Raw genomic sequence first — 23,481 nt, forward strand, 5'->3', positions numbered from 1 at the left:
TCCGGCAGCCAACACTGGCAGCGCTCAGCGTTGCTTACCTACGAATCAATTAAACAAGCTCAAATTTATAAAGTCAAATAAATCCCGATTAGCGGAAACGCTAAGTACCGTTTTTCGGTATATGTCTTTTGTCAGGTGAAACAAAGTCCGCGCGCCGGCGCAACGTGCGCTGGTGCTCGCGAAGAGAATGTTGATCGGGGGAGAACTACAACTTGAATGCGTCGACGGTCGTCGACAGCGAAACAGCCTGCTCAGCTAACGCGTCGGTGGCAGCAGCAGATTCTTCTACAAGCGCGGCATTCTGCTGCGTGACGTCATCGAGATCGCGCAAAGCCACCCGAACCTCTTCCAGGCCAGATGCCTGCTCCTGGCTCGCGGCCGCAATTCGCCCGAGAATTTCTGAAAGGTGTCCCGCATCTCTGGCTATCTCAGAGGTGACATCGACACTCGTTTTCACCAGTTCGCTGGCACTCAAGACCCGTTCCCGTGCGTTCACCGCCATGGTGGAAATCTCCTTGGCAGAAGTCGCCGTTCGTTGGGATAGCTGTCGAACCTCGGCGGCAACGACAGCAAATCCACGCCCAGCCTCACCCGCGCGTGCTGATTCGACGGCCGCGTTCAGCGCCAGAATGTTTGTCTGTGCAGCAATGCCGTTTACGGCACCACTGACCGACGAAATATGTTCGGCAAGCGCACTGATCTGGGCCATCGTTTCGTCAATTTTTAGCACGGCAGCCTGCCCCCGCCGGGCAGAATCAATGGACTCTGCTGCAAGCGACGCGGCACGGGCTGTATCGTTGCTGTTCTGGTTCACCATGCCGGACAGGGCTTCAGTCGACGCCGTTGTCTGCTGTAATGCAGCGGCCTGGCGCTCGGTGCGCGCAGACAAATCCTGGTTCGCGCCCGCCAGTTGTGTCGAGCCTGACATAACCTGCTCGCTGGACGTTTTCACCCGCCCAAGCACCTCTGCGATGAGATCCGCAAACCGGTTGAATGCCCCCGCTATCTCCACGATCTCGGTGCCGCCGGATACGGTCAATCGCTTCGACAAGTCTGCGTCACCCGATGCAATGTCTTCAAGGGCCTGTTTGACGGTATCCAGACTGCGCATCGAACGGGAAACGACGACCACGAGAATTAACGCCGCGACGACTAGAACCGCGATCGCCAGGATGATCGCAAGCCGCTCGGAAGAGGTGATCGCAGATAGCGCCTCACTTGCGTCGACCGCGATGACGAGCCGCCATGGAGTACCAGCAACCGGACGAACGAAAACAAAGTTGTCCTCTCCGTTAAGCCGCAATCTCGCACTGGTGCCTGAGTCCGACAAACTGGCGATGACGTCAGATGTAAGACCTCGATACGTGTCCTGAACCTGTTTCAGCACATCCGCGTCGTCAGGGTGTGCCAGAATCGTTCCGTCAGCTCCTGCCAGGAAGGCAACGCTGTGAGGGGTCGGCTTGACCGCGCCGAGCGTTTCCTGCACCGTTGCCATCAAGACATCCGCGGCGGCGACTGCCCGCACCTGGCCGTCCGTAGTGACCGCTTCCGAAAACGTGACGGTTAGCTTTTTACTTCCTGCCCCGACATATGGCTGGCTGACAAACGGCCGCATCGATTGCACAGCTCCGACATACCAGCCGCGCTTCGTTGGGTCATAGTCGGGTGAGCGGCTACGTTGTTGAAAAAAAACTGCGCGCTTATCCGCATATCCGATATACACATCATCGAAGCCGCCCGCAACCTGTGCCGCCCGCAATTCCGCGCTGACGTCGTCCTTGAGCACTGCAGGTTTTAAGGAATTCACAACCTGCCTTTTCGCTTCAGCCCAGTCAGCGATCTTGGACGCGTTCGCCAGCGATAGCTGCGTCAGATTCTGATTCAGGGTTGCTTCGGTCCCGTGCTGGACTGTGAGCAGCAAGCCCCATGCGACGGTGATGATCCCGATGGCGGTCACAGCAGTACTCGCGGCAACCACGCGCCCCTTCAACGATGAAATCATGGTCTTGGTTCTTTTTTGGAATTCGTTACGAGAGGGCCCGCATCATGTGCGCGAGCTGAGCTGGTCGTGGTGGCCGACGGACTGCGGTGTCACGTCAAGAAAATCGGGATTCGTGCTCGACAGTTTGGATTTTGCGCGCCGGACCTCCCACTTTGAGATGACGGCAGTCGCGATGCTGTTACCGACAACGTTCGTCACGGTCCTGCCCATATCAATGAAGGTATCGGCGGCCAGCAATAGTGCGATTCCCTCGGCAGGAATGCCGAAAAGCGGAAGGGTGGCCGCCACGACCACGATCGATGCCCGCGGAACTCCAGCGATCCCCTTGCTTGAAACGAGCATGACCAGCAGCATGCCGATCTGCTGCATGAAGCTCATATGAATGCCATAGGCTTGCAGCAGGAAGACCGACGCGAACGCCTGATACATCATCGAACCATCGGCATTAAACGAATAGGCAAGCGGAAGAACAAACGCCGTAATTTTGTTTTCAACGCCGAACTTTTCGAGTTGCTCGAGCATCTTTGGGAAGGTGGCCTCACTGCTCGACGTCGAGAACGCGATCAGCATGGGTTCCTTTACAAGCCCCAACAAACGGAACACTTCACGACCGATGAACAGAAAACCTATACCAATCAGGACGAAGCACAATAGGGCCATCCCGCTGTACACGCCACCGATGAACTTGCCATAGACCACCAGCACGCCGAGCCCCTGAACGGTGACAACTGAAGCGACAGCCGCGAATACGCCAACAGGAGCAAACAACATCACGTAGTCGGTCACCTTCAGCATCACCTTGAACGCGCCTTCAATCGCGGAACCGAGGCCAGCCATTGCCACCTCTTTGTCCCGTAATGCCGAAACGGCAAAACCAAAGAAAATCGCGAAGACCAGGATGGCGATGATGTCGTTTTGCGCCATAGCCAGAAAAATGCTCTGGGGCACGATATGTGAAACGAAGTTCTTGAGACTGAATGCCGTCGTGCTCACGTCGGCTGCGGTACTGCCATGAGGAACTTCCACGGACACGCCGAGGCTCAGCATATTGGATAGGAGCAGCCCCAGGATCAGGGAGAGGACCGACGCCGCGATAAACCAAAGTATTGCCCGTCCACCGATGCGCCCAACCTCGGCAGGGCCTTCGGTGTGTCCCATTCCAGCCACTACTCCGGTGAACACGAGTGGCGCGATAATCATTTTGATCAGTCGCAGGAAGACATCAGTCAACATGCCGAAGTATCCTGCGATCTCCTTGTTCAGATCTGCAGACGAACTGAAGGAGTGGATCAGGAAGCCGACTCCGACTCCTGAGATCAGTCCCGCGAAAATCCACGTGGAAAGACGGTTGCGTTTCATGATGCGTATCCTGCGTCAAAGACTACAAATGGAGTCTGCCCGGCTCCGGGGACGTGTAAAACGATCGGAAATCATCGGCTCAAAGACTCTTAAGATGTCGTGCGTGATGCTGGAGATGCTCATCAATAAACGTGGACACGAAGTAATAGCTATGGTCGTACCCGGGTCGCAGCCGCAGCCGCAGATGTACGTCAGCACACTGCGCCGCCTGCTCGAGCAGATGAGGCTTTAGTTGCGTGTCGATAAACTCATCAGCCTCACCTTGGTCAACGAGAATCTCCGGACCGTGCCAGCCGATATTCTTCAGAAGGCTGGACGCGTCGTACTGCTCCCAGTCTGTTTGGTTGTCGCCCAGATACCCAGCGAGCGCCTTTCTCCCCCATGGGCATTCGATCGGTGATGCGATCGGCGAGAACGCCGAGACCGTGCGGAAAACTTCAGGATTTTTGAGCGCAATGGTCAGGGCGCCGTGTCCACCCATCGAGTGTCCGGATATACCAAGTCGTGAAGAATCGACAGGAAACGCACGCGTGATCACGTCGCGGAGTTCCTCGACGATGTAAGAGTACATCTTGTAGTGCGACGACCATGGGGCGCGAGTCGCATCGACGTAGAAGCCTGCGCCGCAGCCGAAGTCGTACGATTCCTTGTCATCGGGCACAGCATCGCCGCGCGGACTGGTGTCCGGTACGATGAGCGCGATACCCAGCGCACTCGCCATTCGCTGCGCGCCCGCCTTCGTGATGAAATTCTGCTCAGTACAGGTCAGTCCGGATAACCAGAACAACGCCGGAACTTTCTTGATTTGCGCCGCGGGAGGCAGGTAGACGGCGAAGCGCATTTCGCACGCAGTCGTCTCCGACAGATGTCGATAGATCCGCTGCGTCCCATCAAAGCAACGAAAACTGGAAATCAAGTCAAGATTCATGACAACCCTGAAACTGGAGGCCGCGAGAGGCAGCGATGATTGCTACGTGCGCCGCGGGCGGACAACCCACGGCGCTCTACTACTTAGATGCCAGGCATCGGAATGAAGCCAGGTATCTGCTTCACTCGTTCGATCCATGCGAGGACGTTCGGATAAGGCTTCAAGTCGATGCCGCCTTCGCCCGCGAGCGCGGTGTAGGGGAAGCACGCAATGTCACCGATGGTCGGGTGACCGAGTTCCAGCCATTCGCGGTCGGCCAGGTGGTCATCAAGAATCTTGAAGACACGGTTGGCGCCAGCCTGCAGCTTTTCGAGGTCAAGCGGATAGTTCAGGATCTTGACGAGGCGCGCGCCGGCGGCGTTCATCACCTCCCCACCGCCAGTGGACAGCCACTGGTTGATGCGCCCCATGGCTTCCGGCGTGTCCGGATACCACTGGTTGTCCTTGTCGTACTTGCGCGCGATGTAGACCATGATGGCCTGAGCGTCGCGCAGACGCAGGTCGCCGTCCTCGAAAATCGGGATTTCGCCGAAGGGGTTCAGATCGGTGTACTTCGCCGTCTTATGTTCCTTGTTCACGAAGTCGACCGTCACTGACTCGTACTTCACGCCAAGAATGTTCGTCAACAAGCGAACCTTGTAGCAGCTACCGGACAACACGAAATCGTACAGTTTGACCATTATGTTTCCTTGTTTTCTAAGTAAGAAGAGAGGTGCGTTGAAAGTCAGAACGTGACGACCGAGCGGATCGATTTGCCTTCATGCATCAGGTCGAAAGCCTCGTTGATACGCTCGAGAGGCATCACGTGGGTGATCAGATCGTCGATGTTGATTTTTCCCTCCATGTACCAGTCGACGATTCTTGGAACATCGGTGCGGCCTCGCGCACCACCGAAGGCGGAGCCTTTCCAGACACGACCGGTGACGAGCTGGAAAGGACGTGTCGAAATCTCCTGGCCAGCGCCAGCCACGCCAATGACCGTGCTGACGCCCCAACCCTTGTGGCATGCTTCGAGCGCCTGACGCATCAGGGTCGTGTTGCCCACGCATTCGAACGTGTAATCGGCACCACCCTTCGTCAGGCCGACGAGGTACTGAACGATGTCGCCTTCCACTTCTTTCGGGTTGACGAAGTGCGTCATGCCGAACTTTTCGGCGAGTTCCTTGCGCGCAGGATTATTGTCGACACCGACAATCATCTCCGCGCCCGCAAGACGGGCACCCTGAATGACGTTCAGACCGATGCCGCCCAGCCCGAATACGATTACCTTCGCGCCGACCTCGACCTTGGCCGTGTAAAGCACAGCACCGAGGCCCGTTGTCACGCCGCAGCCGATATAGCAGACCTTTTCGAACGGCGCGTCTTCGCGAATCTTGGCGAGAGCGATTTCAGGAACGACCGTGTAGTTGGCGAACGTCGACGTGCCCATGTAGTGCAGGACTGGCTCGCCGTTAAGGCTAAAGCGGCTGGTGCCGTCCGGCATCAGCCCACGGCCTTGCGTGGAGCGAATTGCCTGACACAAGTTGGTCTTGCGCGAGAGGCAGTACTCGCAGTGCCGGCATTCCGGGGTGTAGAGCGGGATGACATGGTCGCCCGGCTTGAGCGACTTCACCCCTTCGCCGACCTCAACAACCACTCCGGCTCCCTCGTGGCCAAGAATGGCCGGAAACATGCCCTCTGGGTCGTCACCGGACAACGTGAATAAGTCCGTGTGGCAAACGCCTGTCGCCTTGATTTCAACGAGCACCTCGCCGGCGCGCGGGCCAGCAAGTTGAACGGTTTCGATACTCAAAGGTGCGCCTGCTTTCAGGGCCACTGCTGCTCGTACGTCCATTTAATTAATCCTCTCTTGTGTACAGACTCCCGCCGTCGTCGCACGTGTCGTCTCAACGAACAATGTCCCATTTTCTGCTTCTCAAAATTCCACAGTCAAGCATCAGTTTCCCACTGACAACACAAGATAAAATCGCGAAAAAGTGAATTTATATCTGTATTTTCAATGATTTAAGTAATTTCATTGAAGAATGCACGCTCAGAGCGCGGTGTAAACACCTACGATAAATATCTTTTATTGGCACTCTAAAGTGCCATATAACGGACCTTGCCAAATATATTGGCTTCATCGGCCCGCGGAGGGTCGCACGAGTGGCTCACAGACAATCGATTGAGGAGAAGTGGAATGGCGGAGACAGCGCAAACCCGAGTTGAGCATGACCTTCTCGGCGACAGGGACGTGCCACAGTCCGCCTATTACGGCGTGCACACACTGCGAGCACTCGAAAACTTCCCCATCAGCGGCATACCAATCAGCCAGTACCCGGAGCTCGTCAGAGCGCTGGCGCTCATTAAGCTGGCTGCGGTAAAGGCAAATGCAGAATTGGGACTGATCGACCATCGGCGAGCCGAAGGGATTGCTCTGGCATGCGGCGAGATAATTGCCGGTCAGTTGCACGAGCACTTTGTGGTCGACGTAATTCAGGGCGGGGCCGGAACTTCGACGAACATGAACGCGAATGAGGTGATTGCGAACCGCGCCCTGGAAATCGTCGGGTACGGCCGCGGCGAATATGAGGCCTTGCATCCGAACGAACATGTGAACATCGCACAGAGCACAAACGACGTCTACCCGACTGCCGTCAAGCTCGCACTGCAGTACTACATCGATACATTACTCAAATCGATGGCATACCTGCGGGAGGCGTTCGCGGCGAAGGCAGACGAATTTCGTGGCGTCCTCAAGATGGGCCGCACGCAGTTGCAAGATGCTGTTCCAATGACTCTCGGGCAAGAATTCAGTACGTACGCAGTCATGCTGGAAGAAGACGAAGCACGGCTCGCAGAAGCCCGCTTGCTGCTCCTTGAAATCAACCTGGGCGCCACTGCTATTGGCACTGGCATCACGGCTCACCCTGACTACGCCGCGGCGGTTTGCCGCCACTTGCGCGAAGACACGGGCTTCAGCTTCCTCACGGCGACGAATCTGGTCGAGGCGACCCAGGATTGCGGGGCATTTGTGCAACTGTCGGGGGTGTTAAAACGCATCGCCGTCAAGCTGTCGAAAACCTGCAACGACCTGCGCCTGCTTTCGTCGGGTCCGCGATGCGGGTTCGCTGAAATCCAGTTGCCGCCGATGCAGGCCGGCTCAAGTATCATGCCCGGCAAAGTGAACCCGGTGATTCCTGAGGTCGTGAATCAAATCGCCTTTGAGGTCATTGGGAACGACCTCACCGTAACCATGGCCGCAGAGGCCGGTCAGCTCCAGCTCAATGCGTTTGAGCCCATCATTGCCCACAGCCTCTTTAAAAGCATCCAGCACCTGGCTGCAGGTTGCGTAACGCTCGCTGACCGGTGCGTGAGCGGAATCGTCGCCAATCATGAACAGCTTCGGGCGAGTGTCGAGCGTTCGATCGGCGTGGTCACCGCACTGAATCCGTACATTGGATATGCGAACGCAACGCAGATTGCTAGCGAGGCACTCGAGACGGGAGCGAGTGTGTATGACCTCGTGCTTTCCCGCGGCCTCCTCTCGAAAGTTCACCTTGACCGCATCCTCGACCCGCTTTCGCTGACTATGCCCGAGAATCAGCCGCGCTCGTACGCGCTAACATCCAGGATTCCGGTGAGTTGCGAGCCGTCGGAAGGCGCTATCCTTCCCGTCGCGCGAGGCATCGCGTAGTCGCGCGCGCCCGGACCGCCGGGCGCCGTCGCCTTACCACGCACCAATGGCCCTACTGATTTAAGGTATTCTTATGCCTCCAATGACAGCACAAGCCGAATCGACCAAGCGCCAGCGCTTGTCCGTAGAGCGTGAGATTGCAGAAGCCATGCGCAAGGTAGAAACTCCCCTTCCGGAGACCCCAGAGCCCGAGGTATCGCCAACGGAGCGCGCGTTCCACGTAATCGAGATGACAGCTCAGCTCGGGCGCGTCTCAACGGCGGACATCGTGACCGCTTTGGGCATCCCCAAAACGACCGCCCATCGCCTGGTCAGCAATCTCGAAGAGTTCGGTTTTCTTGAACATGGAATGGAGCGTGGCCGCTACCAGGTTGGCCCGCGTCTGCTCGAACTCGCAACGAACATCCTGGCGGCCTCGACGTCTCACGGCCCCATCCATGCGCTGTTAATGGAGCTATCTCGCCGAACGGCCGAAACAACGAGCCTCGGCGTGATGCGCGGGTCCGAAGTTGTCTACATCGACAGCGCAATCGGCAATTCACCTCTCACGCTCAATTTCCAGAAGGGGCATCGGGCGCCGGCACACTGCACGTCCAGCGGACGGGTTTTCCTCGCACACATGGAAAGAAAGCAGCTTGACGCTTATATGCTGAGTGGTCCGTGGGAGCCCATCACGGCATACACCATCGTTGACCCCGACCGCCTGCGTCAAGAAATCGAACAGGTACGCAAGCAAGGGTACGCAACAAACGATTCGGAGTTTGCCATTGGCGTCGTGGGCGCCGCTGTTCCCATTGCAGGGCCCAGCGGTCGTATCATCGCTTGCCTCAGCATCTCAGCACCAAAAGCTCGAAAGACGCTGGAAGAAGTCACGCTTCTTGTTCCGATGATGCAGGCTGCAGCTCTGCGGATTACCAAAATTATGAGCGTCCTCGAAGACGATGAGGTCGAGCCTGAACCCGAGCAGAAACAGCCTCGCCGCAAGCGGTAAGCGCGGAGTCACGGGCCAACTATCTGTGGCGGGGGGATTACCCCTCATCTAGCTGGAAACAATGCCTTCTACCCAGAAACACCATATTTACAGCGCAATCACCCCCGCCGGCAATCCATGTACCGACCGCGCAAACGTTGTGTAGCGGCAACCAGGACACAGTCGACAAAAGCGGAACGACATCCTCCATCGCGGTCGGACAGCATCCTGTATCAATGCCGTGTGCACCGGCCTCCTGGGTAGCCGCAGGTTCATACGCAGTCGAACGATATCTATGACGTCCAGACGCGGCACGACCCCTACCGCGCAGAGTCCGAGCCTTTGACCCGATGAATCATAGGCTTCTGTTCATTCGTACCGAACCACGCGGTGCTGTTCTATCCACTGAAGCCGTCGGCCGACCTCAAGCACAGGAGCTTCGGCCACGATCAAATCGAGTACCGATCTGCGTACTGTGCGCGACAACCTGCGCCACGCGTCGCTGATGAGCACCAATATCTACCTGCACACGCCCCCGGGCGACCGAGGAAAAGCACCGCATCGACTGGTAGTCACCGCCAAAAATTGCACAAAGAGGTCGATTACCCAAACCAGCTCCCGGGACACGCAGCCCAGTTTCCCAGTTGCGTGCAGTTGGAGATCTAGCCATCCCCGTGGCTTCCCGACAAGGTGACGGGCTACCAAATTGGGTAGCATTGCCGGATTCGCTCTTCGTCAGCACGTAACTCTTCGAAATATTGCGCCTCGGTCGGCTCCGGGAGAAGATCGGCAACTGTCTGTGGACTGGAGGGACTGATGACCCAACACATCGGCGATGTTCTTGAAGCTCATGCCACGCGTCAGCATGGTTGTTGCCGCGGCATGGCGTAAGAGATGTGCAGCACCGCGTGCGGGGGCAATACCTGCACGATTCAGCGCCCGGCTGACGATCCTGGAAATTGCGCTCGAGTCTGTGAATGGTCGGGCCGGCGGTAGCGCCTGCAGGAAGATCGTCCTGTATGACGACGGAGGCCGTTCTCGTTTGATGTAAGCGAGCAATGCACGCCCGACGTCGCGGAGGAGCGGCAGGTCCCGGTCACGGCGGGACTTCGCACCTCGGATATGAATGATGCCGTTGGCCCAGTCCACGTCATCCAGACTGAGGTGCATGACTTCATGCATCCCGCATCCCGGTCCTGGCGAGCAACAATATGATCGCTGTGTTCCGCAGCGGCTGAAACGTAGCAGCGTCGCCCCCGCACTTGATGAGCCGTTCCACATCATCGTTCGTCAGGCTGGCTGGAAGCGTCGCGTGACGCCATCTCCGGATTCGAGGTAGTGCTTCCTCGAGACCGGACGGCACAAGACCCATCACGGTGAGAAACCGCAGCATCGCGTGCGGCGCGACGATTGGCGAATTCGATGGTCGGCGCCTCTTGCTCGAAAGTTCGCGGTGCAGATATCCGCGGAGATCTTCGATTGACAGGTCTTGCCAATTCGGTGGGGCGTCGCTGCACCAGACGTCCAGGAAGCCTCGGACAAACCGGCCGTACTTCCGGGGGGTGCCCTCTGCGAGGCCCTTGACGGCGCCCAGATACGCGTCAAACTCGCTGAGGAATTCGGCCGCGCACGTAATCGAACGTGTGCGCGTCTCGGTACGTTGCTTGCCGCACGTCAGTTCAGACTGTGCCATGATCTTCTCCTTACCGGCCACCACGGCCGGTAGGAAAAGTTCAGGACATTATACGAACCATTGCAACACAACTCATCTCGCGTGATCCCGCTTGAAAACGGCGGTGCCGCCGCCGTCTACATGGGTCTTCGCCTAATTTCCCGTTGAGGGTAATCGCGAATATCTTAAGCTTCAGATATTTACGAATCCCGGCCGACCCTCCACACGGCACATCAAGCTGCGATTTCTTCAGGCGCAACAGCGTACGAGATGTAGTCGGTACACGATCCATCGACTCCTCCGGAACAATCATTCCAAGCAATCCCAATTGCACAATCTGATCAACGACGTCGTCGGCAAGCGAGCCGTCGCGGTCCCACCTTTTGCTTCAGGATTTTTGTAGCAAAATTCCTTGCCGCCCCTGCGATCAATCTTTGATCGTCGCCCAGATGGTTCTGCGTCGCTGATCCCGTTCTCTTGTGTGTCCGCTGGAGACACTAGTCTGAAAAAATGTCATGATTTCACCGATGGACAGCCTCTCCCGCCGAAGCGCTGGTGCTGCCGAGTCTAGGTTCGCCCAAGATCTAAGCGATGCAGCAACAGATCATCTTCCAAGGGCGTATTTTCTATATCGAGCTTCCACCAAATATCGTTTGGAACAGGTCGCGTATACACTCGATCTGAAGGAGGAGAGAAGCAATAGTCGAATTACCGAATCAGGCGGATTCGGCGGAGTTCGGGGCATCGTGGTGGCTTCAGTCGCACGTCCACCCGACCGCTCGACCTCATGGCGGTCATCGACCTAACAACGATTGTCCTTAACGCGACGGTCGGCATGCTCTGGACCCAACCCGAGCCCACGCCATGCCGAAGTTCACTTCGCCACGGCGGCTCGTGCTGTTCGAAAGCACCCCGCGAATCAGGCGCTGTAATCCGGCTGACGCAGTGGCTGCGCGGCATCGAAAGCCGCATGTTTCGATGCGTGCTCATAGACGGCAAGAGAACGTGGATATGGCTGCAGATCGCACTCCATGCGCAGCGCGTTGGCCATCTGCGGCACAAGGCACACATCGGCGAGGGTCGGCTGCGCGCCGAAGCACCATGAACCTGCATTGCTGCGTTCGAGCAGGCGCTCAACGCCTGCCATTCCCTCCGCAATCCAGTGCCGGTACCACGTGGCCTTCTGTTGCGCCGTGACCTTCAACTCCATCTCCAGATAGCGCAGCATGCGCAAATTGTTGACGGGATGGGTGTCACAGGCGATCAGCAACGAGAATTCGAGCACGCGGGCACGCAGGTTTGGTTCGAGCGGGATCAAGCGCTGTTCAGGATACAGCCGGTCGAGGTAATCGATGATCGCCAACGACTGACCGAGTCTGAAATCACGGTCGATCAGCGTAGGTACCAAAGCGGACGGATTCACGTTCGCCACGTAATCCGCGGCGCGATGCTCGCCTGCGCGGATGTTGACGGGCAGCGTTTCGTAGGCGATCCCCTTGAGGGCGAGCGCGATGCGTACGCGGTACGACGTCGAACTGTTGAAGAAGCTATGGAGTTGCATGGCGGGTTCTTCCATCAATTGCAACGCTTGACATCAAACGACGCTCACGGCGATTTCACCCAGACGATCGACACCGACCTTCATCGTGTCGCCCGCCTTCACCGCGCCGACACCCTCGGGCGTCCCCGTGAAGATTACATCGCCGGGTTCGAGGCGGAAGAACCTCGACAGATATGCCACTGTCTCCGCGACCGACCAGATCAGATGCGACACATCGCTCTCCTGTTTCGTCTCGCCATTGACCGTTAGCCAGAGGCCAGCCTTCTCGAAGTGACCGGCTGCGCTGGCGGGGTGAATCGGCCCCATCGGCGCGGAGCGGTCAAACGCCTTGCCGATTTCCCAAGGACGCCCCATTTCGCGCATTTTCATCTGCAGATCGCGGCGTGTCATGTCGAGGCCGACGGCGTAACCCCATACGTGGTCGAGCGCCTGCTCGACGTCGATGTCCGAGCCGCTCTTGCCGATCACGGCGACGAGTTCGGCTTCGTAGTGGTAGTTCCGCGTCTGCGACGGATAAGACAGTTCGAGTGTTTCGCCATAAGCGACGGGCACGATGGCATCGGCAGGCTTGCAGAAGAAGAACGGCGGTGCGCGATCGGGATCGAAGCCCATTTCGCGTGCGTGCTCCGCATAGTTGCGACCTACACAATAGACGCGGCGCACCGCGAATTGAGCGTCGCCGCCGGCGACGGGAACAGCGATGGGTGCTGCGGGCGGGAAAACGAAAGCCATAATGATTTCGACTCGACTGGTTTAAGAAGGCAGCTACGTGGCGCCAGCAGGGCGTGCAGAAGTGAAACGGTTGCGTCTAGCTGCGCTCTTCGCGCAGCAAATTCAGTGCGGCGAGTACAGGGCGATCCGAGTAGCTGAACAGCACGCTTTCGGCCGACGCCGACAGCCGCACTGGTGCCCACGACGGCGCGACGAACACGTCATGCGGCTCGAACAGAAATTCGTCGTCGCCGATCTCGACCGTGCCCTTTCCTTCGACGACGCAGTAAACCGTTGCGTCGGTGCTGCGATAGGGGCGGCCCTTGAAGCTTGCGGGCAGGTACTGCATGAACGTCGCGATCCCCGGCATGGGCCAGCCGCCCGTGGCCGGGTTCACGTAGCGCAGCTTCACGCCATCCCACTCGTCGAGTTCACCATTGCGGTACAACGCGTCGAGCGCTTCGCGACTGCGCGCATATGGGTAGCTGAAAATCGGCGAAGTAGGATCGGATACGCGGTGCCGCACTGGCCCCATGTTGTGACCAAAGCGTGCAAAGCTATCGCCCTCGGGCCGCGAGATCGGCTGCGTCGCCTCGGGGTAGTTTTCGGCAAAGCCAGCGTCCATGTGCGCGACGAGCGGGATATCGAGGCCATCGAGCCACACAACGGGTTCGCCTCCCTCATTTACCGAGGGGTTCCCGTGGTCATGCCATGTCCATGATGGCGTAATGATGAAATCACCCGGGTGCATCGTTGTGCGCTCGCCGTTGACGGCCGTCCAGGCGCCCTCGCCTTCTACGATGAAGCGCAGCGCCGACTGCGTATGCCGGTGGCTGGGGGCAATCTCGCCGGGCAGGATCAGCTGGAGTCCGGCGTAGAGATTCGGCGTCATGCTCGACTTGCCAGGGAGGCCCGGGTTTTCAAGCACTAGGACGCGGCGCACCGCTTCTTCGGCACTGATCAGGGAACCGGCCCGCATCACGAGATCTCTCACCTGCGCGTATTTCCAGATCGCAGGCCGCGCTTTCGGCTGAGGGCATTTCGGAACGAGGCTGTGCAGCGATTCCCAAAGCGGGGTCATACGCTCGCGGGCGATCTGCTCGTAGTAGGCTGCGGGCGATGCGCCCGGATTCTCGGTAATCATTGCGTCTCCTTTAGGTGGTTCGCCGGGCCTGACGCGCTGGCTGGCCGCGCGTCGATTAATAGACTCCGTCTGCACTCGTGGTTACCCTTCACTGCAGTCACGAGTGCGTGGAGGTATCTCCCGGGCAACGTGCGATCAAAGGCGCCCTTGCTCAACGAGGCGACGACGGATGTGCTGGATCTCGGCCTCGCCAACCTGCAGAGCCTGCGCCGACGTGTGGACAGAGTAATAGCCAAGCACTAGGTCATAGGGGTGCGGAACGGCTGAGCCGATCACGTACTCGGTGTCCTCCAAAGCCAGGAAATCCACGGGTGCCTGCCCGGGTTCGAAGACAATGATCTCCCCAAGCTCCAATACCTCCGCTTCCGAGATAGAGACTCGCCCTTTACCTATAGCCAGCCATAGGACAGAGTGCCCCTTGGGCGGCTGAAAACGCCAGCGCGCGCCCACTTTCAAAGCAACCGCTAGGTAATTAATCGGCATTGGCGCGGCAATCGAGCTTCTGGCACCGCCATGTTCCCCAAGCAGTACCCGGGCCGGCCCTATTTGGGGAATGTCGGCTGCGCTCTGATAGACGCTTTCCGAGGGTCCGAGTTCCAAATCCGGAGGCAGCGCGATCCAGAGTTGGAAACCACGTGTAAGGCCTGGATCGCCCGCGCCCCCGGCATGCCACACCCCCTTGCCAGCGCGCATCCATTCCACGCTTCCGGCACGCAGGATACCGGTCGCGTGGTTGGTGTCTTCGTAGCTGACACTACCCTCGGCCACGTAGGTCAGCGTCGCCAGCCCCGAATGAGGATGCAGGCCGAAGGTCGGAAAAACGTCCCCACGATTGTCGAAGAGATCGAGGAAAACGAAGGGTTTTAGGATCTGCCCCAGATCACCCGGACTCATCAGCCGCGTGATGTAGCCGTGGCTGTGGCCACGGGAACGATAAGCGATGGTACGGATCTGATCAGGTGCGGTTGCTGCGGTAATAGACATGGGACCTCTCCTCACGGCGTGTCAAATTGAATGTTCAGGTGTCAGCCGTTAAGAATTCGACGATTAGTTCTCCTACCTCCTCGGCCCTTTCGATGTTCGGGCAGTGGCCGGCGTTCGCTAGAACAGCTGCACGGGCGCCAGGAATACGCGCAGCGAGATCATCAGCGAACCCCGGAAGCCGCAGTCTGTCCCGATCGCCTGCCATGATGAGCGTTTCGGCTGTTATATTCCCGTACGGCGTGCGATCGGCGCCGCCGAATTCAGTACGAATGGGTGCCTGTGGCGAGCGAAAGCGTGCCGCCGCGATCGCCTCCCACGCGCCAGGCGCGATACTGAGTGCATGACGACGGCGGACATACTCGCGATCCTGATACCAGACGGGATCTTCGAATATTGCAGCGAGTAGACCAGCCATTGCTTCCTCGCTGCCGTCATAGTCGAGCAGGCGGCGGCGCTCCTCATTATCGGGAATGAAACCACCGCCGCTAATTGCGACAAGGCGATCGATCGGCAAGCGGCACGGCCTTTCGGCGGCCATCTGGAGCAGATAGGTTGCGCCCATCGAATTTCCAACAAAATGTGCTTTGTCCAGCGCCATCAGCTGAAAGAAACGCACCATGTGAGACAGCATACGTTCCCGCTTGCTGTCGAAATCGTGAATCTTGGCAGTCTTGCCGAAGCCCAGCCAGTCGGGGGCAATCACACGGAAATGGCGGGCGAGCGCAGGAATAAGATATTCCCAGCTCGTCTCGGCGCCGCCGCCGAACTCGCCGCTGTGAAGCAACACGACAGCAGGCCCTTCGCCGGCTTCAATATAATGGGTGCGCATCCCATCGACCTCGACGTAGCGGCTGCGATGCACCACCTCAACCGGCGGCACGCGCCATGTCTGCTCGCTTGTGACTACAGTGTTCACGACAATGCTCCCATTGGCCGCAGGCGACGCAGTTCGGCGCGGGGGCCCGCCGCCATCATGTCCGGAGTCCATTCTGATGCAGGATCGACTGTGCAGATGACCTTGCTGACGCCAGGCACACGCGCTACCACCCGCTCCACCTGCGCGATGATATTGGCCGCCTGCCAGCAAACCGGACTGGTCAAGCGCAACTCAACGTGCGCGACACCGTCTTCGTTCAGCGTTACCGCCCTCACCATTCCCATATCGGTCAGGCTGATTGGAAGGCCTGTCGCAATCGAGCAGGGATCGACCACCTGATCAAGCATGGCTTGAATTGCTGCGGTGTCAGGCATTGGCAACCTCCTGCACAGTTGAGAACGGCGCAAGCGGACCATTTGGCCGCCGGCGCGCGAATTCGTCGTCGCGCGTGGCGGAAAGGCGGCCCTCGAGATCGAGCCCCGTCATTCGAGCATAATTGTCGAACAGGATCGCACGCTTGGCGGGAAGATCGAGTTGCGGAAGACCAGTGCCTTCGATCAGCGCCTCGGGGAAAGCGAATTCGCGTACGAACGTCTCCAGCAGCGGTTGGGGATGGAAGGCCATCGCTCCCGTACCCCATAGGATCCGCTCGATAGCATGCTGCCCTCCTGGGCCGATCAGCGCCGCCATCGCATGAAGAAATGCCGCCGGGCGGCTTGCCGCCAGAGCGCTAGTGATCTCCAGATTGACATATACATTGTCGAACCGCGCGAGTTGCCACGCCGTCTCCTCCAGGAACGCCATGCCTCCGTGTACGATCTCGAAATTTAGCCCGGGGAAAGCCATGCATGCCCGGTCGATATCGTCGACCTTGTAATGCTCCATGGGCACAGGCCCGAGCGGGAGTGCCTTATGGACAGCAATGACCTTGATCCCCAGCTTCTCGGCCCGTTCAAACAATGGGAACGCGATCTCCGGATCGTCCATTTTCCATCCGCGTATCTCGCTGCCAACCCAGCTGTTCGGATAGAGCTTGAGTCCGACCGGACGCAGCAATGCCACCTGCCGCTCCAGTTCATCCAGCGCGGCCGGACCGGTCATCGGATCAACACCGCAGTAAGTGATAACCCGATTCGGCCATCGCGCCTGGGCCTCAATGGCCTTTTCCAGGCTGCACAACCCATCCTTGAACGAAAATATGGGCAGAACATGATAGACGGCGAGATCGGTATCGCTTTCGATGAACACCTGGTCAATCGCCTCCTTGATGGACCAGTCCCGATAGAATTGCGCCTTCGTCGGTGCGTAGCCAGGCCGCGCCGTCGCCACTACTGATCCATAGACGAGATCGCATAACGGTGCAGCGAAGCGATTGGCGTAGTTAGCCGCATCCATATTGTAGGCGTGGACGACAGCATCCAAAACGGGTAGACCATCAATCATCGTTTCCCTCCCCAGTGATGTTTAAAAAGTATCTCAATTGACTTCACTGACGTCCAGAACAGAAAACTCACGGAGTGATCTGGTTTCAAGATCAGTGACATCCTCTGATCGAGGGAGTACCCAATCTGCGAATTACGAAATCAACTTAGGACTGCGATTTCAGATAACGTGCTCTCATACGTGGCTTTGCCAATGGTGTCAGGCAACGTCATGGAGCGGAGTTATCGGACGATGCTTGTTGGAGTAGAGGTAATTTTTGCAATAGCGTATTTCGAAAGTTCATTCTCGTTTTTCGATCAAAGAGAAAATCAAGTAAAAACATCGACGCACCGCACTTTGTTCTCAAAGTTAGATCGCGTTATCTGCATTTGCTGTTGGACATGAAGTTACAGCAAGATAATCTATGCGACATAGGGAAGACGCGCCGACCGGGTCGAGCGTCGCATACGTTTATATAAGCAGAGACCTGCAGGAGGGACATTGATGGCTGGCTCGACCAATCCGATCTTCAACGCCAACCGGATGAAAATCGGCATCTTTGCCATTAATGGCAGGGGTGGGATCATGACGACTGTGCCGGAAGCCTATGTGCCAACCTGGGACTTGTCGGTGAAGACTTCGCAGATGGCAGACGCAGCCGGTTTTGAGGCGATTGTCTCCTACGCCCGCTGGAAAGGCTGGGTAACGGGCGACAATGAAGATTCCACCGGCCTCACGATGGATCCTTTCACATGGGCAGCTGGCATTGCCCAGGCGACGCGCTATTCTGCGGTCTTTGCAACCTCACATGCCCCCACGATCCACCCTATCCTCGCGGCCAAGCAGAGCTCGACGATCGATATCATTTCCGGCGGCCGCTTCGGGCTTAATGTCGTAGGTGGCTGGAACAAGCCCGAGCTCGAGATGTTCGGCGCGCCTTTCAAGGAACATGATCGACGCTACGATCATCTGTCGGAATGGCTCACCGTTATCCGCCAGCTCTGGCAATCCCATGAGGAATTCGACTTTCACGGGGACTTCTTCGATGTCGTGCGTGGATCGTCGATGCCGAAGCCGGTCCAGAAGTCGTATCCGCCGATCATGAATGCAGGTGGATCGGAAAGAGGCCGGCAATTTGCGTGCGAAAACGCGGATATGTGCTTCCTCATCATCCAGTCTGAGTCACCTGCGTCGATCCGGCGGCAGGTCGACGAGTATAAGAGCCTGGCGAGAGAAGAGTTCGGCCGCGAGATCCAGGTGTGGACCAACTCGATGGTGATGCAGCGTGATACGCAGGCGGAGGCGGAGGCCTATTACCATCGCTGCATTGTTGAGTATGAAGATAAGGCGTGTGTCGATGCGTGGATGCAGATGCAGCAGGAGCACGCAAAACTCATGTCGCCTGAAGCATTGAAGGCGTTCCGCCAACGAATGGCTGGCAGCGGCGGCGGCTTTCCGCTGATAGGCTCCGCAGAACGCATCGCGGAGCGCCTGGAGATGCTGGCGGACTGTGGTCTCGACGGCATTCTGCTGACCTGGGTTGATCCGCTGGATGGGATCGAACGCTTTACCCGCGACGTGCTTCCGCTCATGGAGCAGGCCGGCCTGCGTGCGCCTTTCACCGACTAGTACTCTTGCGCAGATTCCCGATTTGTAGAGGTCGGCCGACACGGCGGTCAACCTCAATATGTCACGCAAGTCTATTCATTCTCGTTGCAAAAACATACGCAGTACAACTGCAGATTGGAGAGTCTCATGACGTCCCAGCGCCACATCGCTATCAACGCCTTCTACATGGCTTCGCCTACCCAATCATGGGCAGGAATGTGGCCGCACCCACAGTCAACTGGAGCGGACTACAACAAGCTCAAATTCTGGATCGACCTCGCAAAACAGGCAGAATCTGGATTGATTGACTGCGTTTTCCTTGCCGATGGGCTTGGTGTTCCGGATACATATGGCGGCGCTCCCGATGCAGCAATCCGAAGCGGCGCGCACTTTCCCGCCAACGATCCAATGCCGCTGATTCCGGCCATGGCCTCCGTCACCAGGCATATCACCTTCGGTGTTACCGGCAACACCACTTATGAACCACCCTATCTCCTTGCCCGCCGTCTGTCGACGCTCGATCAACTCACTGAAGGTCGCTTGGCATGGAACATCGTCACCGGCGTGATGCCATCAACCGCCAAAGCTATGGGGCAGAGGGAGATGGTCTCACATGACGCCCGCTACGATGTTGCAGATGAGTACATGGATCTTGTTTACAAGCTTTGGGAAGCCAGTTGGGAGGATGGCGCGGCGATTCGTGACCGTACGCGCGGCATCTTTACCGATCCCTCCAAGGTGCATACGATTCATCATCGTTCCGAGCATTTCTCTTGCGACGGCATTCATCTGTGTGAACCGTCGCCTCAGCGGACCCCATTGCTCTTTTCGGCTGGTGCCTCATCACGAGGGATTGCCTTCGCGGGTCGACATGCGGAATGCAGCTTCATGTCCACCAACAGCATCGACTTCGCAAAGAAAACAACTCAGCGATATCGCCAAGCCGCGGTAGCGGCCGGACGTGCGCCGGACTCCATCAAAGTGTTCAACGCAACTACCGTAATCGTCGGTGCGACCGAAGACGAGGCGCGCGATCGGGTCCGTGAATATCAGCGCTACACAAGCGAGGAAGGAAATCTCGCGATTTTTTCTACTTGGCTCGGAGTGGATCTTTCGCGTTACGATCCCGACGCGCCGATTGACGTGGTCGAAAGCAATGCTGTCCAGTCCATCGCCGATTCTATGCGAGCTACCGGCGACATGGGCAAAGTGACGTTGCGCGACCTCGCGCGCTTCGCCAATGTCGGTGGACGAGAGGCGTTCATTGTGGGCTCGCCAGACCAGGTCTGCGATACGTTGTTGAAATGGCGCGACGAAGCCGACGTCGATGGATTTAATCTCGTGCGTACCGTCGAGCCTGATAATCTTCAGAATTTCATAGATCTGGTCATCCCACGTCTTCAGGAACGGGGTGCCTTCAAGACTGCCTATAAGGAAGGCACAATGCGCGAACAGCTGTTTCCGGAGACCGGACCTCGGCTGCGAGCAGATCACTATGGAGCGCGTTTCCGCCCCTCGGCGGTGGAGAGCTAGGAGTATCGTGGTGTGGTGGCAAACGCCGGATGACGGGGCACTTCTGAACTATGGCTACGAAGGTAGATCTCGTGCCTCAAGGAAATCATGCCAAGGCGCCACTACTGATTTAGCGCTAGTGTGCCTTCATTTAGAAGCCTTAGCGTAATTGATCGGCTGTTGGGTTGAGCTAATTTCAGCAAATCAAGGGGCGCTCAAACGAGAGGAAAGCCTCGTGCACGTGTGCGTACTGTCCATAGAGTATCTTGAGTCGTCTAAACGCATGAGGCCACGCAAAGGATCGCTCGATAACCCAGCGTGTTTCGCTGACGCAGTTGCCATGGGACGGACCGAGTTTGCCAAGCGCGTGCGTGATGTCGCATTCATGCAGGCACTGCCGATGTGGTTCGGAACTGTAGCCTCCTTCGCCCTGAACATTTCATGGATGCGTTGCCAAACTCCTGCTTAGTGCCATACGACGAGCCGTCGCCAGCAGACGGTGCCCAAACCGCATCCCACCTCTTGCGGTAGCAGATTCCAAGCGATATCTGGAGCGCACCACAGACACTATGCCGGAGAGGACCGCACGGTCCGGTGTCGATTTGCGTTCTACTTGTCGGCGATTGCGTGGTGCCCGCGCGGGTAGCAATGTTTTGATAGTTGAGCACCGCTCGTCTATTGCTTGTTTAGGCATCCCATCCTATCAGACAAAAACAAGGCAGCAAGTTGACGTCCTCCCCGCCCTCAGCGTACGGCTGCCGCACTGGACGCTGGAAGGATGGGGATTCCTTCTGCAAGACAGCGACGTCCCGCCGCCAGAATGTTTTCTGCCGCATTGATGTCGCGATGATGATACGCGCCACACTCAACGGACGCCCATTCTCTTATTCCAAGTCCTTCCAGGACCTTCGGGCCTGTGCGCCTGTTACAGCAGCTACAATTCTGGTTGAATTTGCTTCATCGACCTCATTGAACCACACGCCGGCGTCATCGCACTTCTACTGCGGCATGGTCCGGAACAAACTGCAACCCGCGTCGAGCACGGACTTCGCCATCCGTGTCTTCGCAAGCGGCGAAGCGTTCATGTTGCCGATGAAGATGGCGCCGTGCTCCTGAACGAGCGCTGTGGAAAGCTTGCGCAGCTGGTCTCTCCGTGCATTCCTTATCTTTGCATGAAGCGCACGCACGCGAGCCTTCTTCCGTGCGCGTTGCGCCTTCGCGAGATCCTGCTCAAGCTTGTGATAGTGTCGGCCGAGCGAAATGACGTAACCGTAGCTTGTTGCCTCGAACTCCTTCAGACGCAGGTCAATGCCGACGAACTTCTCAACCCGACCGATCGCCGGTCTCGCTGCCTTTTTGACCTTGATGGTCACGTTCAGGTACCACCGGCCGCGTGCGTCCTCATTGAAATTGCCCACGCCGGGGGTATAGTTCGCAATCCCATAGCTGTCCCACAGGGACAGCTATGGGATTGCGAAAAACACCTGACCGTTGCGATACCGAATCGCACTCGCCTTGAACGGAATCCAGCCGAGCGCACCGCGCGGCTCACCCGACGCCCGCGCAGCTTCGTCTTCTGCGCCTGCTTGCGGCGGGTTGCAATTCGATGCGCGCCGCTTGACATAGAAGCGTCAACGCCCCCCGGAAAGCTTTGTCGACGGTCTGAAAAGCCGTGCGGGTACACGCCACGCGCTATCGCACCCACCAAGTGGCCGCACGGACTTGTTCGAATACGCGGACGCGCTCTACAACCGCAGTTGGCGCCATTTGTCGCTCGGCTTGGTATCGGCAGCTCAGTTCGCGCTGGACCGGGCTCAAGGACCAGCAAATAAAGGACGCAGTTGCATAACCCTAGGTCTCTGCAAGGCGAAAAAACAAGGGGAGTTCAGATGATTGACGTCCTCCCCGCCCTTCCCGCGCCTTGCGCGGCTGCCGCAGGCTAAGGGCGGGGGGACGTCAACCACGACCTGCTGGAAAACGAAATTTCGGCGAAGGCTCAGCCGAGATACAAATCGGATTGTTGTCACCAGTAGAACACTGTATTCAGTTTATAGGTATTTCCCCTAATCCCCCGAACGTCTACATTAGCACTATTGGTCATGCACTCGAGCAGGCCCCCAACCATACGAAATCGGAGGTAATTTTCATGAAGTCACTTCTTGGAGCCGTAGTCCTCGCCGCCACCGTCGCCTTCCCGGCTGTCTCGTATTCCCAAACGCAGCAACAATCGCCAGTCACACGCGCGGAAGTTCGCAGCGAGCTTGCGCAAGTGCGCGCCGCTGGCTACGACTCGGCCGACTGGGTGCACTATCCGCAAAACATTCAGGCTGCGGAAGCACGCATAGCAGCCGAGAAGTCCAATATGGGTTACGGCCCGGCGGCGAACGGCACCTCGCAGTCCAGTCAGTAAGCGTGCATGAATAGTCTAGACCGCGCAGTCGCGGGTCGTCGCCAGGCAACCGTGGCCTTCATCGCCGGCCCCAGCAGTGGCAGCCACCGGGGCGGCCCCACGACCTGCGGTGACCTCCGCAGCAGTAGTAAGCGAGGCGTCCACCATACCAGCAAGGCAATGGTACCGATCACCGGCGCATACTGGAACATCGCGGATTTTCCTTTCAATCTGCAAGAAAAACCAAGCAAAATCAGCATCCTAGCGTGAATAATTTATTCCGCGGCAGACAGGTCGGCTCGGCGCTGCAGCCTGCACGATGAGATCGCAGCAGGCACAGGCCACCTTCGGCCGACGATGGCGGATCACACGGAAGTGCGCTCGCACGTCCTCGGGCTGTTCCGCAACGTCGTCGCTCAGCATCTTGACTCCGTTCGCCGCATTCAGGCAGTCCAGCGGAACCCGCTCTGTGAACTCTGGCGACACGCCCCGGACACGCACGCATAGTTTGGCCAGTTCAACTTCCAATTCGCAATCGACGGTAACCATCGAAATGTGCTCCTTCGCGGGCAATGACGGTATGTCGACGACGCTCACCGGCAGGAACTGCACCGACTTTGCGACGGGCAACACCGGAGCGGGCACGACAGTCTTCGCGGCAAGTTC

General features: G+C 57.9%; 21 protein-coding genes and 3 pseudogenes. 6 read left to right on the forward strand and 18 right to left on the reverse strand.

Annotation, left to right across the window (positions count from 1 at the left end; all coding sequences use genetic code 11):
• Positions 1-205: 205 nt before the first annotated feature.
• The 5 genes from PQQ51_RS28535 to PQQ51_RS28555 all read right to left on the reverse strand — a co-directional run bounded on the left by PQQ51_RS28535 (position 206) and on the right by PQQ51_RS28555 (position 6,123).
• On the reverse strand, positions 206-2,002 hold the full coding sequence (locus tag PQQ51_RS28535; protein WP_408500542.1) for a methyl-accepting chemotaxis protein: 1,797 nt from the start codon (positions 2,000-2,002) through the stop codon (positions 206-208).
• Between the two features lie 42 nt (positions 2,003-2,044).
• A complete protein-coding gene (locus PQQ51_RS28540; protein WP_408500543.1) occupies positions 2,045-3,361 on the reverse strand; it encodes a dicarboxylate/amino acid:cation symporter in 1,317 nt (438 codons plus the stop codon).
• Positions 3,362-3,440: 79 nt separating this feature from the next.
• Entirely contained in the window at positions 3,441-4,289 is an 849-nt protein-coding gene (fghA, locus tag PQQ51_RS28545; protein WP_408500544.1) for an S-formylglutathione hydrolase, read from the reverse strand.
• Between the two features lie 83 nt (positions 4,290-4,372).
• On the reverse strand, positions 4,373-4,969 hold the full coding sequence (locus PQQ51_RS28550) for a glutathione S-transferase family protein (RefSeq protein WP_408500545.1): 597 nt from the start codon (positions 4,967-4,969) through the stop codon (positions 4,373-4,375).
• Between the two features lie 44 nt (positions 4,970-5,013).
• Positions 5,014-6,123, reverse strand: coding sequence for an S-(hydroxymethyl)glutathione dehydrogenase/class III alcohol dehydrogenase (locus tag PQQ51_RS28555; protein ID WP_408500546.1), 1,110 nt, complete (start codon positions 6,121-6,123; stop codon positions 5,014-5,016).
• Positions 6,124-6,468: 345 nt separating this feature from the next.
• On the opposite strand from PQQ51_RS28555, the gene aspA reads away from it, so the two are divergent.
• Positions 6,469-7,965 (forward strand): aspartate ammonia-lyase, encoded by a 1,497-nt coding sequence (gene aspA, locus PQQ51_RS28560; RefSeq protein ID WP_408500547.1) that lies wholly within the window; start codon positions 6,469-6,471, stop codon positions 7,963-7,965.
• A gap of 82 nt (positions 7,966-8,047) precedes the next feature.
• The gene (locus PQQ51_RS28565; RefSeq protein ID WP_408500548.1) at positions 8,048-8,956 is read left to right on the forward strand and encodes an IclR family transcriptional regulator; all 909 of its coding nucleotides are present in this window, start codon (positions 8,048-8,050) and stop codon (positions 8,954-8,956) included.
• A 714-nt stretch (positions 8,957-9,670) separates the two neighbouring features.
• Here the strand turns inward: PQQ51_RS28565 and PQQ51_RS28570 are convergent.
• From PQQ51_RS28570 to PQQ51_RS28610, 9 genes are all read right to left on the reverse strand, one after another.
• A complete protein-coding gene (locus tag PQQ51_RS28570) occupies positions 9,671-10,219 on the reverse strand; it encodes a tyrosine-type recombinase/integrase (RefSeq protein ID WP_408500549.1) in 549 nt (182 codons plus the stop codon).
• Positions 10,110-10,628: a site-specific integrase gene (locus PQQ51_RS28575; protein WP_408500565.1), complete on the reverse strand. Its 519-nt coding sequence runs from the start codon at positions 10,626-10,628 to the stop codon at positions 10,110-10,112. Before PQQ51_RS28575 ends, PQQ51_RS28570 begins: the two co-directional genes overlap by 110 nt.
• An 898-nt stretch (positions 10,629-11,526) precedes the next feature.
• Entirely contained in the window at positions 11,527-12,168 is a 642-nt protein-coding gene (gene maiA, locus PQQ51_RS28580) for a maleylacetoacetate isomerase (protein ID WP_408500562.1), read from the reverse strand.
• A gap of 33 nt (positions 12,169-12,201) precedes the next feature.
• Positions 12,202-12,900: a fumarylacetoacetate hydrolase family protein gene (locus PQQ51_RS28585; RefSeq protein ID WP_408500550.1), complete on the reverse strand. Its 699-nt coding sequence runs from the start codon at positions 12,898-12,900 to the stop codon at positions 12,202-12,204.
• A gap of 76 nt (positions 12,901-12,976) precedes the next feature.
• Positions 12,977-14,023, reverse strand: coding sequence for a gentisate 1,2-dioxygenase (gtdA, locus tag PQQ51_RS28590; protein WP_408500551.1), 1,047 nt, complete (start codon positions 14,021-14,023; stop codon positions 12,977-12,979).
• A 135-nt stretch (positions 14,024-14,158) separates the two neighbouring features.
• Positions 14,159-15,007: a pirin family protein gene (locus PQQ51_RS28595; protein ID WP_408500552.1), complete on the reverse strand. Its 849-nt coding sequence runs from the start codon at positions 15,005-15,007 to the stop codon at positions 14,159-14,161.
• Positions 15,008-15,041: 34 nt separating this feature from the next.
• The gene (locus tag PQQ51_RS28600) at positions 15,042-15,923 is read right to left on the reverse strand and encodes an alpha/beta fold hydrolase (protein ID WP_408500553.1); all 882 of its coding nucleotides are present in this window, start codon (positions 15,921-15,923) and stop codon (positions 15,042-15,044) included.
• Positions 15,920-16,258, reverse strand: coding sequence for a metal-sulfur cluster assembly factor (locus PQQ51_RS28605; protein ID WP_408500554.1), 339 nt, complete (start codon positions 16,256-16,258; stop codon positions 15,920-15,922). The genes PQQ51_RS28600 and PQQ51_RS28605 overlap by 4 nt, the downstream gene beginning before the upstream one ends.
• On the reverse strand, positions 16,251-17,327 hold the full coding sequence (locus tag PQQ51_RS28610; RefSeq protein ID WP_408500555.1) for an amidohydrolase family protein: 1,077 nt from the start codon (positions 17,325-17,327) through the stop codon (positions 16,251-16,253). The genes PQQ51_RS28605 and PQQ51_RS28610 overlap by 8 nt, the downstream gene beginning before the upstream one ends.
• Before the next feature lie 483 nt (positions 17,328-17,810).
• On the opposite strand from PQQ51_RS28610, the gene PQQ51_RS28615 reads away from it, so the two are divergent.
• Together PQQ51_RS28615 and PQQ51_RS28620 are read left to right on the forward strand one after the other, a co-directional pair.
• The gene (locus PQQ51_RS28615; protein ID WP_408500556.1) at positions 17,811-18,935 is read left to right on the forward strand and encodes an LLM class flavin-dependent oxidoreductase; all 1,125 of its coding nucleotides are present in this window, start codon (positions 17,811-17,813) and stop codon (positions 18,933-18,935) included.
• A gap of 126 nt (positions 18,936-19,061) precedes the next feature.
• Positions 19,062-20,447, forward strand: a complete 1,386-nt coding sequence (locus PQQ51_RS28620) for an LLM class flavin-dependent oxidoreductase (protein ID WP_408500557.1) — start codon at positions 19,062-19,064, stop codon at positions 20,445-20,447.
• A 175-nt stretch (positions 20,448-20,622) separates the two neighbouring features.
• Here the strand turns inward: PQQ51_RS28620 and PQQ51_RS28625 are convergent.
• The 3 genes and pseudogenes from PQQ51_RS28625 to PQQ51_RS28635 form a co-directional block, all read right to left on the reverse strand.
• Positions 20,623-21,120 (reverse strand): annotated as a pseudogene (locus PQQ51_RS28625) (transposase).
• A gap of 50 nt (positions 21,121-21,170) precedes the next feature.
• On the reverse strand, positions 21,171-21,329 hold the full coding sequence (locus PQQ51_RS28630) for a hypothetical protein (protein ID WP_408500563.1): 159 nt from the start codon (positions 21,327-21,329) through the stop codon (positions 21,171-21,173).
• Between the two features lie 95 nt (positions 21,330-21,424).
• On the reverse strand, positions 21,425-21,799 hold the full coding sequence (locus tag PQQ51_RS28635; RefSeq protein ID WP_408500558.1) for a transposase: 375 nt from the start codon (positions 21,797-21,799) through the stop codon (positions 21,425-21,427).
• A 265-nt stretch (positions 21,800-22,064) separates the two neighbouring features.
• Between PQQ51_RS28635 and PQQ51_RS28640 the strand changes: the two are divergent.
• Together PQQ51_RS28640 and PQQ51_RS28645 are read left to right on the forward strand one after the other, a co-directional pair.
• Positions 22,065-22,275: pseudogene (locus PQQ51_RS28640) on the forward strand (IS3 family transposase); the annotation flags it as partial.
• A gap of 297 nt (positions 22,276-22,572) precedes the next feature.
• The gene (locus PQQ51_RS28645; protein WP_408500559.1) at positions 22,573-22,836 is read left to right on the forward strand and encodes a DUF4148 domain-containing protein; all 264 of its coding nucleotides are present in this window, start codon (positions 22,573-22,575) and stop codon (positions 22,834-22,836) included.
• A 255-nt stretch (positions 22,837-23,091) separates the two neighbouring features.
• Here PQQ51_RS28645 and PQQ51_RS28650 read toward each other — a convergent pair.
• A pseudogene (locus PQQ51_RS28650) lies at positions 23,092-23,329 on the reverse strand (IS66 family transposase zinc-finger binding domain-containing protein); the annotation flags it as partial.
• Positions 23,330-23,481 lie beyond the last annotated feature (152 nt).

Source organism: Paraburkholderia xenovorans, from assembly GCF_046030735.1.
GTDB classification, from domain to species: Bacteria; Pseudomonadota; Gammaproteobacteria; order Burkholderiales; family Burkholderiaceae; genus Paraburkholderia; species Paraburkholderia xenovorans_A.

Coding starts and splice junctions, on each gene's coding strand:
- PQQ51_RS28550 (WP_408500545.1), bottom strand. CDS start 4,969: ATGGTCAAACTGTACGATTTCGTGTTGTCCGGTAGCTGCTACAAGGTT.
- PQQ51_RS28615 (WP_408500556.1), top strand. CDS start 17,811: ATGGCTGGCTCGACCAATCCGATCTTCAACGCCAACCGGATGAAAATC.
- PQQ51_RS28610 (WP_408500555.1), bottom strand. CDS start 17,327: ATGATTGATGGTCTACCCGTTTTGGATGCTGTCGTCCACGCCTACAAT.
- maiA (WP_408500562.1), bottom strand. CDS start 12,168: ATGCAACTCCATAGCTTCTTCAACAGTTCGACGTCGTACCGCGTACGC.
- PQQ51_RS28620 (WP_408500557.1), top strand. CDS start 19,062: ATGACGTCCCAGCGCCACATCGCTATCAACGCCTTCTACATGGCTTCG.
- PQQ51_RS28605 (WP_408500554.1), bottom strand. CDS start 16,258: ATGCCTGACACCGCAGCAATTCAAGCCATGCTTGATCAGGTGGTCGAT.
- PQQ51_RS28585 (WP_408500550.1), bottom strand. CDS start 12,900: ATGGCTTTCGTTTTCCCGCCCGCAGCACCCATCGCTGTTCCCGTCGCC.
- PQQ51_RS28645 (WP_408500559.1), top strand. CDS start 22,573: ATGAAGTCACTTCTTGGAGCCGTAGTCCTCGCCGCCACCGTCGCCTTC.
- PQQ51_RS28575 (WP_408500565.1), bottom strand. CDS start 10,628: ATGGCACAGTCTGAACTGACGTGCGGCAAGCAACGTACCGAGACGCGC.
- PQQ51_RS28595 (WP_408500552.1), bottom strand. CDS start 15,007: ATGTCTATTACCGCAGCAACCGCACCTGATCAGATCCGTACCATCGCT.
- PQQ51_RS28570 (WP_408500549.1), bottom strand. CDS start 10,219: ATGATGTGGAACGGCTCATCAAGTGCGGGGGCGACGCTGCTACGTTTC.
- PQQ51_RS28555 (WP_408500546.1), bottom strand. CDS start 6,123: ATGGACGTACGAGCAGCAGTGGCCCTGAAAGCAGGCGCACCTTTGAGT.
- PQQ51_RS28565 (WP_408500548.1), top strand. CDS start 8,048: ATGACAGCACAAGCCGAATCGACCAAGCGCCAGCGCTTGTCCGTAGAG.
- PQQ51_RS28540 (WP_408500543.1), bottom strand. CDS start 3,361: ATGAAACGCAACCGTCTTTCCACGTGGATTTTCGCGGGACTGATCTCA.
- gtdA (WP_408500551.1), bottom strand. CDS start 14,023: ATGATTACCGAGAATCCGGGCGCATCGCCCGCAGCCTACTACGAGCAG.
- PQQ51_RS28535 (WP_408500542.1), bottom strand. CDS start 2,002: ATGATTTCATCGTTGAAGGGGCGCGTGGTTGCCGCGAGTACTGCTGTG.
- aspA (WP_408500547.1), top strand. CDS start 6,469: ATGGCGGAGACAGCGCAAACCCGAGTTGAGCATGACCTTCTCGGCGAC.
- fghA (WP_408500544.1), bottom strand. CDS start 4,289: ATGAATCTTGACTTGATTTCCAGTTTTCGTTGCTTTGATGGGACGCAG.